13 protein-coding genes are annotated in these 12,485 nt (G+C 40.5%); 6 read left to right on the top strand and 7 right to left on the bottom strand.

Translation table 11 applies throughout. The annotated features are described in order from the left end of the window. Positions 1-158 precede the first annotated feature (158 nt). From HT703_RS05880 to radC, 6 genes are all read left to right on the top strand, one after another. Positions 159-1,418: a UDP-N-acetylglucosamine 1-carboxyvinyltransferase gene (locus HT703_RS05880; protein ID WP_054392759.1), complete on the top strand. Its 1,260-nt coding sequence runs from the start codon at positions 159-161 to the stop codon at positions 1,416-1,418. A gap of 15 nt (positions 1,419-1,433) precedes the next feature. After that, entirely contained in the window at positions 1,434-1,985 is a 552-nt protein-coding gene (locus tag HT703_RS05875; protein WP_054392760.1) for a GNAT family N-acetyltransferase, read from the top strand. Further along, a complete protein-coding gene (spxR, locus tag HT703_RS05870; RefSeq protein ID WP_054392761.1) occupies positions 1,978-3,255 on the top strand; it encodes a CBS-HotDog domain-containing transcription factor SpxR in 1,278 nt (425 codons plus the stop codon). The genes HT703_RS05875 and spxR overlap by 8 nt, the downstream gene beginning before the upstream one ends. A gap of 15 nt (positions 3,256-3,270) precedes the next feature. Then, entirely contained in the window at positions 3,271-4,131 is an 861-nt protein-coding gene (locus tag HT703_RS05865) for a methionyl aminopeptidase (RefSeq protein ID WP_172929975.1), read from the top strand. A 518-nt stretch (positions 4,132-4,649) separates the two neighbouring features. Then, complete coding sequence (gene pcrA, locus HT703_RS05860) at positions 4,650-6,941, top strand: DNA helicase PcrA (RefSeq protein ID WP_172929974.1); 2,292 nt, start codon at positions 4,650-4,652, stop codon at positions 6,939-6,941. A 42-nt stretch (positions 6,942-6,983) separates the two neighbouring features. Then, on the top strand, positions 6,984-7,664 hold the full coding sequence (gene radC, locus HT703_RS05855) for a DNA repair protein RadC (RefSeq protein ID WP_054392765.1): 681 nt from the start codon (positions 6,984-6,986) through the stop codon (positions 7,662-7,664). Here radC and HT703_RS05850 read toward each other — a convergent pair. The 7 genes from HT703_RS05850 to HT703_RS05820 form a co-directional block, all read right to left on the bottom strand. Further along, positions 7,661-8,350, bottom strand: coding sequence for a gamma-glutamyl-gamma-aminobutyrate hydrolase family protein (locus tag HT703_RS05850; protein ID WP_023935878.1), 690 nt, complete (start codon positions 8,348-8,350; stop codon positions 7,661-7,663). The genes radC and HT703_RS05850 overlap by 4 nt on opposite strands. A 17-nt stretch (positions 8,351-8,367) precedes the next feature. After that, on the bottom strand, positions 8,368-9,009 hold the full coding sequence (locus HT703_RS05845) for a redox-sensing transcriptional repressor Rex (RefSeq protein WP_000653414.1): 642 nt from the start codon (positions 9,007-9,009) through the stop codon (positions 8,368-8,370). A gap of 82 nt (positions 9,010-9,091) precedes the next feature. Then, positions 9,092-9,307, bottom strand: a complete 216-nt coding sequence (locus HT703_RS05840; RefSeq protein WP_023935876.1) for a DUF4649 family protein — start codon at positions 9,305-9,307, stop codon at positions 9,092-9,094. Between the two features lie 7 nt (positions 9,308-9,314). Then, complete coding sequence (locus tag HT703_RS05835) at positions 9,315-9,662, bottom strand: DUF1831 domain-containing protein (protein ID WP_054392766.1); 348 nt, start codon at positions 9,660-9,662, stop codon at positions 9,315-9,317. Positions 9,663-9,666: 4 nt separating this feature from the next. Then, entirely contained in the window at positions 9,667-10,782 is a 1,116-nt protein-coding gene (locus tag HT703_RS05830; RefSeq protein WP_023935874.1) for a cysteine desulfurase family protein, read from the bottom strand. 9 nt (positions 10,783-10,791) lie between these two features. After that, complete coding sequence (locus HT703_RS05825) at positions 10,792-11,751, bottom strand: ribose-phosphate diphosphokinase (RefSeq protein ID WP_001283809.1); 960 nt, start codon at positions 11,749-11,751, stop codon at positions 10,792-10,794. A 112-nt stretch (positions 11,752-11,863) separates the two neighbouring features. Further along, a complete protein-coding gene (locus HT703_RS05820) occupies positions 11,864-12,433 on the bottom strand; it encodes a CYTH domain-containing protein (RefSeq protein ID WP_000681274.1) in 570 nt (189 codons plus the stop codon). Positions 12,434-12,485 lie beyond the last annotated feature (52 nt).

Raw genomic sequence — 12,485 nt, 5'->3', positions numbered from 1 at the left:
GCTCTTTGATTTTCATTGAATATTAGTAATTCAGTTACTAACTCGTCAACTTTGATTTATCCAATAAAATTGAAAAGGATGGAAAAAAGGTTGCATTTATGATATAATTTATTTTAAAGACCTTATTAGAAATCTTGAAAGAGTATTGAAAACTTAGAATGAGAAAAATTGTTATCAATGGTGGATTACCACTACAAGGTGAAATCACTATTAGTGGTGCTAAAAATAGTGTTGTAGCCTTAATTCCGGCTATTATCTTGGCTGATGATGTGGTGACTTTGGATTGCGTTCCAGATATTTCGGATGTAGCCAGTCTTGTCGAAATCATGGAATTGATGGGAGCTACTGTTAAGCGTTATGACGATGTATTGGAGATTGATCCAAGAGGTGTTCAAAATATTCCAATGCCTTATGGAAAAATCAACAGTCTTCGTGCATCTTACTATTTTTATGGGAGCCTCTTGGGTCGTTTTGGTGAAGCGACAGTTGGTCTACCGGGAGGATGTGATCTAGGTCCTCGTCCGATTGACCTACACCTTAAGGCATTTGAAGCTATGGGTGCCACTGTTAGCTACGAGGGAGATAACATGAAGTTATCTGCTAAAGATACAGGACTTCATGGTGCAAGTATTTACATGGATACGGTTAGTGTAGGGGCAACGATTAATACGATGATTGCTGCGGTTAAAGCGAATGGTCGTACTATTATTGAAAATGCAGCCCGTGAGCCTGAGATTATTGATGTAGCTACTCTCTTGAATAATATGGGTGCCCATATCCGTGGTGCAGGAACTAATATCATCATTATTGATGGTGTTGAAAGATTACATGGGACCCGTCATCAGGTGATTCCAGACCGCATTGAAGCTGGAACATATATTTCCTTAGCTGCTGCAGTTGGTAAGGGAATTCGTATCAATAATGTTCTTTACGAACACCTGGAAGGATTTATTGCTAAGCTGGAAGAAATGGGAGTGAGAATGACTGTATCTGAAGACAGCATTTTTGTCGAAGAGCAGTCTAATTTGAAAGCAATCAATATTAAGACAGCTCCTTACCCAGGCTTTGCAACTGATTTGCAACAACCGATTACCCCACTTTTACTAAGAGCGAATGGTCGTGGTACAATTGTTGATACGATTTACGAAAAACGTGTAAATCATGTTTTTGAACTAGCAAAGATGGATGCGGATATTTCGACAACAAATGGTCATATTTTGTACACGGGTGGACGTAATTTGCGTGGAGCAAGTGTTAAAGCAACTGACCTACGAGCTGGGGCTGCACTAGTCATTGCTGGGCTTATGGCTGAAGGTAAAACTGAAATTACAAATATCGAGTTTATCTTACGTGGTTATTCTGATATTATTGAAAAATTACGTAATCTAGGAGCGGATATTACACTTGTTGAGGATTAAACCGTAGAGGTGTTTATGAATATTTGGACCAAATTAGCAATGTTTTCTTTTTTTGAAACGGATCGCTTGTATTTGCGTCCTTTCTTTTTTAGTGATAGTCAGGACTTCCATGAGATAGCTTCGAATCCAGAAAATCTTCAATTTATTTTCCCGACTCAGGCAAGTCTGGAAGAGAGCCAATATGCGTTGGCCAATTACTTTATGAAGTCCCCTTTGGGAGTGTGGGCAATTTGTGACCAGAAAAATCAACAAATGATTGGTTCTATTAAATTTGAGAAGTTAGATGAAATCAAAAAAGAAGCAGAACTTGGCTATTTTTTGAGAAAAGATGCTTGGTCGCAAGGATTTATGACAGAGGTTGTTAGAAAAATTTGTCAACTTTCTTTTGAAGAAGTTGGCTTAAAACAATTATCCATCATTACCCATCTTGAAAATGAATCTAGTCAACGGGTTGCCCTTAAGTCTGGATTCCGTTTGATTCGTCAGTTTAAGGGAAGTGATCGTTACACAAGAAAAATGCGGGATTATCTTGAATTTCGGTATGTAAAAGGAGAATTCAATGAGTAAGCATCAGGAAATTCTAAGCTATTTGGAAGAATTACCTGTCGGAAAGAGGGTTAGTGTTCGTAGTATTTCCAACCATCTGGGAGTCAGTGATGGAACGGCTTATCGGGCCATTAAAGAAGCTGAAAATCGTGGAATTGTGGAGACCCGTCCTAGAAGTGGAACAATTCGTGTTAAATCCCAGAAAGTTGCTATCGAAAGATTAACTTTTGCTGAGATAGCAGAAGTGACTTCTTCTGAGGTTCTGGCTGGGCAAGAAGGTTTAGAGAGAGAATTTAGTAAGTTTTCAATCGGTGCCATGACCGAACAAAATATTTTGTCTTACCTTCATGATGGGGGACTCTTGATTGTCGGAGACCGGACCCGTATCCAATTACTAGCGCTGGAAAATGAAAATGCCGTTTTGGTTACAGGTGGTTTTCATGTTCATGATGATGTGCTTAAACTGGCAAATCAAAAAGGGATTCCTGTTCTAAGAAGCAAGCATGACACTTTCACTGTTGCGACTATGATCAATAAAGCCTTGTCAAATGTCCAAATCAAGACTGATATTTTGACAGTTGAGAAGCTTTATCGTCCAAGTCATGAGTATGGTTTTCTGAGAGAGACAGACACCGTTAAAGATTATTTGTACTTGGTACGCAAGAATCGTAGCAGTCGTTTTCCTGTTATCAATCAACATCAGGTTGTTGTTGGCATTGTAACCATGAGAGATGCTGGTGATAAGTCACCAAGTACCACAATTGACAAGGTCATGTCTCGTAGTTTATTTTTAGTTGGATTATCGACAAATATTGCCAATGTGAGTCAACGGATGATTGCAGAAGACTTTGAAATGGTACCAGTTGTTCGGAATAATCAAACCTTGCTTGGCGTTGTGACGCGACGAGATGTCATGGAGAAGATGAGCCGTTCCCAAGTTTCAGCTCTACCAACTTTTTCTGAGCAGATTGGTCAAAAACTCGCTTATCACCATGATGAAGTCGTCATTACAGTGGAACCCTTTATGCTTGAGAAAAACGGAGTTTTAGCTAACGGTGTATTGGCGGAGATACTGACTCACATGACCCAAGATTTAGTTGTGAATAGTGGTCGCAATCTCATCATCGAGCAAATGCTGATCTACTTTTTGCAGGCTGTTCAGATAGATGATATACTGCGCATTCAAGCACGCATTATCCACCATACTAGACGATCAGCTATTATTGATTACGATATTTATCATGGTCATCAGATTGTTTCAAAAGCAAATGTGACCGTTAAAATTAATTAGAAACTAGGAGAAAAGATGATAACATTAAAATCAGCTCGTGAAATCGAAGCTATGGACAAGGCTGGTGATTTCCTTGCAAGTATTCATATCGGTTTACGTGATTTGATTAAGCCTGGCGTAGATATGTGGGAAGTTGAAGAGTATGTCCGTCGTCGTTGTAAGGAAGAAAATTTCCTTCCACTTCAGATTGGGGTTGACGGTGCAATGATGGACTATCCTTATGCTACTTGCTGCTCTCTTAATGATGAAGTGGCTCACGCTTTCCCTCGTCACTATATCTTGAAAGATGGTGATTTGCTTAAGGTTGATATGGTTTTGGGAGGTCCTATTGCTAAATCTGACCTGAATGTCTCAAAATTAAACTTCAACAATGTTGAGCAAATGAAGAAATACACTCAGAGCTATTCTGGTGGTCTTGCAGACTCATGTTGGGCTTATGCTGTTGGTACACCGTCCGAAGAAGTCAAAAATTTGATGGATGTAACCAAAGAAGCTATGTACAAGGGGATTGAGCAAGCTGTTGTTGGAAATCGCATTGGTGATATCGGTGCGGTTATTCAAGAATACGCTGAAAGCCGTGGATACGGTGTAGTGCGTGATTTGGTTGGTCATGGTGTTGGCCCAACAATGCACGAGGAGCCAATGGTTCCTAACTATGGTATTGCAGGTCGAGGACTCCGTCTTCGTGAAGGAATGGTCTTGACTATTGAACCAATGATCAATACAGGTAACTGGGAAATTGATACAGATATGAAGACCGGTTGGGCCCATAAGACCATCGACGGTGGATTGTCATGTCAGTATGAACACCAATTCGTGATTACGAAAGATGGTCCAGTAATCTTGACTAGCCAAGGTGAAGAAGGAACTTATTAATAAAAAGTGAAAAGATCTACTGGAAGTTTATTTTGATAAAAAATACAGTAGATTTTTTCATAATAAAACGCATTGTATCAAGTGTTAAGTGCCTGGTATAATGCGTTTTTCTGATTTTAAGATTTTTTCCAACTCTGTTTGTAACCACATCATAACAGAGGGTCTAGGATTCAGGGCTCTCCTCCTATATACTATTAGTAAAGAAAAACTAGAGGAGAATATTTTAGTGTCGCAATCTATTGTTTCTGTAGAGATTCCACAATATTATCGTTTTGATTCTAAAAAGAGAAATGGAATTCTGTTTAACGTTCGTATTGCCAATCTTAAATTTACCTTTTTTATATTGAAGTATTGAGCTAGTTTATGAAAAAATTGAGTGAAAGAGTCGAGTGTTTTAGAAACCCACAGTGTAGTATTCTAGTTTCAATCCACTATATTTTGCTACTCCCCGTAAAGTTTCTATTTTCCCTGATTTCTGATATAATAGAAATATTGACTTCAAGAGTAAGGAAGAGAAGATGAACGCATTATTAAATGGAATGAATGACCGTCAGGCTGAGGCGGTGCAAACGACAGAAGGTCCCTTGTTAATCATGGCGGGGGCTGGTTCTGGAAAGACCCGAGTTTTGACCCACCGCATTGCTTATCTGATTGATGAAAAGCTGGTCAATCCGTGGAATATCTTGGGCATTACCTTTACTAATAAGGCTGCGCGTGAGATGAAAGAGCGTGCTTATAACCTCAATCCAACCACTCAGGACTGTCTGATTGCGACTTTTCACTCCATGTGTGTTCGTATTCTGCGTCGTGATGCGGATCATATTGGCTACAACCGTAATTTTACTATTGTGGATCCTGGTGAACAGCGAACTCTTATGAAACGCATTCTTAAGCAGTTAAACTTGGATCCGAAAAAATGGAATGAACGGAGCATCTTGGGGACTATTTCCAATGCCAAGAATGACTTGATTGATGATGTGGCTTATGCTGCCCAAGCTGGCGATATGTACACGCAAATTGTGGCCCAGTGTTATACAGCCTATCAGAAAGAACTGCGTCAGTCGGAGTCGGTTGACTTTGATGATTTGATTATGCTGACCCTGCGTCTCTTTGATCAAAATCCTGATGTTTTGACTTATTATCAACAGAAATTCCAATACATCCACGTTGATGAGTACCAAGATACCAACCATGCTCAGTACCAATTGGTCAAACTCTTGGCTTCCCGTTTTAAAAATATCTGTGTTGTTGGAGATGCGGACCAGTCTATCTACGGTTGGCGTGGTGCTGATATGCAGAATATCTTGGACTTCGAGAAAGATTATCCTCAAGCCAAGGTTGTTTTGTTGGAGGAGAATTACCGTTCAACCAAAACTATTCTCCAAGCGGCCAACGAGGTCATTAAAAATAATAAAAACCGCCGTCCTAAGAATCTCTGGACCCAAAACGCTGATGGGGAACAAATCGTTTACTATCGTGCCGATGATGAGCTAGATGAGGCTGTATTTGTAGCCAGAACCATCGATGAACTTAGTCGCAGTCAAAACTTTCTTCACAAGGATTTTGCAGTTCTCTATCGTACAAATGCGCAGTCTCGTACCATTGAAGAAGCCCTGCTCAAGTCAAATATCCCTTATACAATGGTCGGAGGGACCAAGTTCTACAGCCGTAAGGAAATTCGTGATATTATTGCCTACCTCAACCTTATTGCTAATTTGAGTGATAATATTAGTTTTGAACGTATTATTAACGAGCCTAAACGTGGAATTGGCCCAGGTACTGTTGAGAAAATCCGTGATTTTGCGAATATGCAAGACATGTCTATGTTAGATGCTTCAGCTAATATCATGTTATCTGGTATCAAGGGTAAGGTATCTCAGTCTATCTGGGATTTTGCCAATATGATTCTAGATTTACGAGAGCAGCTAGATCACTTAACTATTACAGAGTTGGTTGAGGCTGTTCTAGAAAAAACAGGATACGTCGATATTCTTAATGCCCAAGCAACTCTAGAAAGCAAGGCTCGGGTTGAAAATATCGAAGAGTTCCTTTCTGTGACAAAAAACTTTGATGACACCTCTGATGTGGCAGAAGAAGAAACTGGTCTGGACAAACTGAGTCGTTTCTTAAATGACTTGGCCTTGATTGCCGACACAGATTCAGGTAGTCAGGAGACATCAGAAGTGACCTTGATGACCCTGCATGCTGCCAAAGGTCTAGAGTTTCCAGTTGTATTTTTGATTGGGATGGAAGAAAATGTCTTCCCGCTTAGCCGTGCAGCTGAAGATCAAGATGAACTAGAAGAAGAGCGCCGTCTAGCCTATGTAGGAATTACGCGTGCAGAGAAAATTCTCTATCTGACCAATGCCAACTCGCGCCTGCTTTTCGGTCGTACCAACTACAACCGTCCGACTCGTTTTATTAATGAAATTAGTTCAGACTTGCTTGAGTATCAAGGATTGGCCCGTCCAGCCAATGCAAGCTTTAAGGCATCATATAGCAGTGGTGGTCTTGCCTTCGGTCAAGGTATGAGTCTGGCTCAAGCTCTTCAAGACCGTAAACGTAGTGCCGCCCCAAGAACTATCCAATCAAGCGGTCTCCCATTTGGTCAATTTACAGCTGGCGCAAAATCAGCGTCTAGTGAGACAAATTGGTCCATTGGTGATATTGCCCTCCACAAGAAGTGGGGAGAGGGAACCGTTCTGGAAGTTTCAGGTAGTGGTGCTACGCAGGAATTGAAAATCAATTTCCCAGAAGTAGGTTTGAAAAAACTTTTAGCCAGTGTGGCTCCAATTGAGAAAAAAATCTAATTTTTCATCCTTCTCACGAATAATAAAGTGAGGAGGATTTTTATGTACAGTATTTCATTTCAAGAAGATTCATTATTGCCAAGAGAAAGACTGGCCAAGGAAGGAGTTGAAGCGCTCAGTAATCAAGAGTTGCTAGCTATTTTACTTAGGACAGGAACACGTCAAGCCAGCGTTTTTGAAATTGCCCAGAAAGTCTTGAGCAATCTTTCAAGCCTAACGGATTTGAAAAAAATGACCCTGCAGGAATTGCAGAGTCTGTCTGGTATCGGTCGTGTTAAGGCTATAGAGTTGCAAGCTATGATTGAATTGGGGCATCGTATTCACAAATACGAGACCCTTGAAATGGAAAGTATTCTCAGTAGTCAAAAGTTGGCCAAGAAGATGCAACAGGAATTAGGGGACAAAAAACAAGAGCACCTGGTGGCGCTCTATCTCAATACTCAAAATCAAATCATCCATCAACAGACCATTTTTATCGGTTCTGCCACTCGTAGTATCGCTGAGCCGCGAGAGATCCTTCACTATGCAATCAAGCATATGGCGACTTCTCTCATCTTGGTTCACAATCATCCTTCAGGAGCGGTAGCGCCTAGCCGAAATGATGATCATGTCACTAAACTTGTCAAAGAAGCCTGCGAACTGATGGGGATTGTCCTCTTGGACCATTTGATTGTCTCACAATCTAGTTACTTTAGTTACCGTGAAAAGACGGATTTAATCTAAAGTTCATTAACGACATAATCAAAGAGATTTTTATCCTTGGGACGATTTTCAAATAGAAATTCTGGATGCCATTGGACACCGAGAAAGGCGACATCATCCGTACTCATAACAGCTTCTATAATACCATCTTTAGGATCATGAGCCGCAATCTTTAAATTTGGTGCTAAATCCTTGATGCTCTGGTGGTGGAAGGAGTTGATATGGGAGATTTCTCCATAGATTTCTCGAAGAACAGTATTTGGTTCTGTCACCAAGCGTTGAGTTGTGTATTCGGCAGAACAATCCTGCCAGTGGTCTTCTATATCTTGGTACAAAGTTCCACCCATGGCAACGTTAAAAAGCTGAGTCCCACGACAGACAGAGAAAATCGGCTTTTGCTGTTTGATAGCTTCCTTGATGAGGGCTAGTTCGAATATATCTCTTTGAAGGTGGTAGTCATCGCTATCAATAGTTTTTGGTTCACCATAGAATTTTGGATCAACATTTTGCCCACCTGTCAAGATGAGCTTGTCAATCATACTGATATAGTGGCAGGCCATTTCTTGATCACCAATCGGTAGGATGATGGGAATCCCTCCAGCGTCTTTAACGCCTTCAACAAAGCCTTTTGCTGCGTAGCTCATCATGATGTCATCATCTGGATGAGTTTTTTCGTTTCCTGTAATCCCTATAACTGGTTTTTTCATAAAATGATTTTCGCTTTCTAATCCTCTTTTCTCATGAAATAGAGGAGGGTTTGGAGTTCACTTGTCAAATCGACATACTGAACGACCACGTCCTTTGGTAAATGCAGATGGACTGGTGAAAAACTGAGAATTCCTTTCACGCCAGCATCCACCAAGAGATTGGCAACCTCTTGTGACTTGACGCTGGGAACGGTCAGGATAGCAGTTTTGACATCAGCATCCTTGATTTTATCCTTGATTTGAGAAATTCCGTAAATGGGAATCCCATCAGGAGTTTGGCTACCGACTTCAGGATGGTCATCCAGGTCAAAGGCCATGATAATCTTCATCTTGTTACGCTCGTGGAAGCGGTAGTGGAGAAGGGCATGGCCCATATTTCCAATACCAACCAGCATGACATTGGTAATAGAGTTATCATTGAGTAAATCGGCAAAAAACGTCATCAGTTTTTTAACATCATAGCCAAAACCACGACGACCTAGTTCACCAAAATAGGAAAAATCCCGACGTACGGTCGCTGAATCAATACCGATAGCCTCTGCAATTTGCTTAGAGTTGGCACGTTCAATCTTTTCTGCATGAAATCTCTTAAAAATTCGATAGTAGAGAGAGAGTCTTTTCGCTGTAGCTTTTGGAATAGCAGACTGTTTATCTTTCACAAAATCACAACCTTTCTATTCTTCTATTTTATAGAAACATTGTGAAAAAATCAACAAAAACAAGAAAAAACTAAGAAAAATCTTAGTTTTGATGTAAAAAATCTGCATGTGATAGAAAACGGTAGAGGTCTCCGACCAGTCCTTGGTAAACTTCCTGCTCTTGAAAGGTCAAAGAAGTTACATAAAGTGTATCTGGCAGAGTCACACATCCTGATAGAGCCAGCATGAGAGCCTTGTAATCCTCATACTTGAGAGTGCGCTCTACATGATAGCTGTCCTTATAGGTCAGTTCAAACATATGGGACCTATCTTTCCGATTTTGTGAAGACACCACGTTCTACCAAGCTATCCATGAGGAAATAGAATTTTTCCTGATGAATGTGGTGGTCTTCTGATTTGAAAATATCAACCAGACGAAGGCCAAACTTGTCAGTGATATTGATTTTAGCCCCTGTAAGTTCCTTGTTAATGATGATTTTGAGTTGGAATCCTTCACCGCTGTTTGGCACTTTTTCCAAAAGGCGAGTCAGTTCATAGTTACCAACTTTTGTCTCAAAAAAGGTGGTATCTTTGAGGGTGAATTTTTTAACAGAAGGGCTAAGAGTGTAGTCGTAACGACAATTTTTTAACTGAATGGTTTTTTCAAATGCCATATGGCTAACCTCCGATAATTTCTTTTAAGTTTTTTGCGAGGGTTTGTAGGTCTTCAACGGTATTTTGTGGCGACAAACTGATACGAACGGATTCCTTCAAGCGTTCTGAATTTGCTCCGTACATAGCTTCAAGAACATGGCTGGATTGGACAATGCCTGCCGTACAGGCTGAGCCAGTAGAGATTGAAATTCCAGCTAAATCTAGACGAAGGAGTAAGAGGTCGTTTTTCTGGCCAGGAAATCCAATATTGAGGACATAAGGGAGATGATGGTCTCCTCTGTTCAAGTAATATTGAATACCCTCTAGCTCTGCCAGAAAGGCAGTTTCTAGATTTTGTACATGTTGAAAATGTTCTTCTTGCTGTTCTAGGTCCTCTTTTAGGGCTGCAATCATGCCTACGATAGCAGCTAAATTTTCAGTTCCTGCACGTTTTTTCTGTTCTTGGTCTCCGCCATGTAGATAGGAATCAAAATCCATGCTAGATGCGTAGAGAAAGCCGATTCCCTTAGGACCATGGAACTTGTGGGCAGAAGCAGTGAGAAAATCAATGCCCAATTCTTCTGGGTGTATAGGGATTTTACCAATAGCCTGAACTGCATCGACATGATAGGCGGCTGGGTGTTGCTTGAGTATTTGGCCAATTTCAGCAATGGGCAGTAGGTTTCCAGTCTCATTATTGGCAAACATGGTAGAAACCAAAATCGTATCGTCACGTAAGGCCTCTTGAATTTGCTGGGCTGTGATTTCTTGATTTTCTGGTTGAATAATGGTTGCTTCAAACCCAAAGTGTTGAACCAAGTAATCAATGGTTTCAAGGACAGCATGGTGTTCAATGGCAGTTGTGATGATATGTTTTCCTTGTTCTTGGTGACGAAGGCAGTAGCCAATGATAGCAGTATTGTTGCCTTCAGTCCCACCAGAAGTGAAAAAGATATGTTGAGGTTTTGTCCCCAGTAACTGGGCTAGTTCCTGACGGGCTTCTCGTAAGAGTTTACCAGCTTGACGACCATGACCATGAATACTAGAAGGGTTGCCGTAGGTTTCTTGCATCACCTTGGTCATAGCTGAAATAGCAACTGCTGACATAGGAGTTGTCGCAGCATTGTCCAAATAAATCAAAGAATCACCTTATTTCTTTTTGTTGTAGGCAAAGAGTGGGCTGACTGGTTTTCTTTCGTGGATACGGACGATGGCATCACCAATTAACTCACTAGCAGTGATGTAGCATACGTTTTTAGGAGTTTTTTCTTTTGTTGCTACTGAATCAGTCACAAGAATTTCTTTAATCTTAGTATTGTCAAGAAGTTCAGCAGCTCCTTCGACGAAGAGACCGTGGCTAGAAACAGCATAAATTTCTGTAGCCCCTTCACGTTCAACGATTTTAGCAGCTTCAGAGAAGGTACGTCCTGTATTCAGAATATCGTCAATTAAAATAGCTTTTTTACCTTCGACATCACCGATAATATATCCTTCGTTGCGAGTTGCATCGTCTTGAGGGTAGTCGATAATGGCGATAGGAGCATCAAGATACTCAGCCAAGCTACGAGCACGCTTCACACCTGAATTTTTAGGGCTAACGACAACAACATCTGAACCGAGTAGTCCCTTATCGCAGTAATGTTTTGCAAATAGGGGAACTGTGAAAAGATTATCCACTGGAATATCAAAGAAACCTTGAACCTGAACAGCATGCAAATCAAGAGTCAGGATACGATCAACCCCAGCCTTAACCAGCATATTGGCAACTAGTTTTGCTGTAAGTGGCTCACGAGGACAAGCAATGCGGTCTTGACGTGCATAGCCAAAATATGGAAGGACAACGTTGATACTGTGGGCACTTGCGCGCACACAAGCGTCGACCATGATTAACAATTCCATTAGGTGGTTGTTGACAGGGAAACTTGTTGATTGGATGATGTAAACATCATAACCACGGACACTTTCTTCAATATTCACTTGGATTTCTCCGTCTGAAAATTGACGTGATGATAGTTTTCCAAGTGGGACACCAACAGCTTCAGCAATTTTCTGTGCAATCTCTTGGTTAGAGTTGAGTGCGAAAAGTTTCATGTTTTTTCTATCTGACATTATAGACCGTCCTCTGTAAACTTTTTAAATCCTAGTGATATTTATCTTACATATATGAACTAGAACCTGTGTATTTTTATCTTTTCTATTTTACCAAAAAATGGAGATTATTTCAGCTATTTTTCATGCTTTTGACAAATCGAACCAATTTTGAAGGAGCTTTTTGATAGGAACTCTGATTTTCCTCTAAAAATTGCTGGAAATCCTGTTTGCCTTGCTCATGATTTTCCACTTCAAGCTCTAATTCATAATCTGTCATATCAAAGTACTGACTTTCATCCAGTGCCATGAGGCCAATAGCTGTTTGCATTTCATAGCGAAGTGTTGTTAGACAACCAAGAACCTGCCATTCACTAGTTTGGATACCATGTTTCGCCAATTCATCCAATACTATCCCTTGAGGAAATTCTTTCTTGCTCAGATAGTTTTCAGCATCTTTTAGTTGCAATTTTTGATTGTATTCCATGTTTCCAACACTCTGCGGGACTTTGAGTGTCAATTCTGCCCAGTCTTCAAAAGTTCGAATGCGCATAGCAACTTTCTTTTCTCGCAGCTCAAAATCAGGTGTGTCGATGTAGTAATTTTTTTGAAGAACAGGAGTGACACCTGTGAACTGGTCTTTTAGACGATCATACTCATCTTTTTTCAATAGTGTTTTCAATTCAATTTCTAAATGTTTCATTTTTCTTACCTTTTCTTTATCTATGAAAGCGGATTATGGTATAAACTGCTCA

Source organism: Streptococcus sp. 3874 (assembly GCF_013276425.1).
Lineage (GTDB): Bacteria > Bacillota > Bacilli > Lactobacillales > Streptococcaceae > Streptococcus > Streptococcus pseudopneumoniae.
Note: the sequence above shows the minus strand (reverse complement) of the source record. Positions and strands in the feature narration are given on the sequence as shown.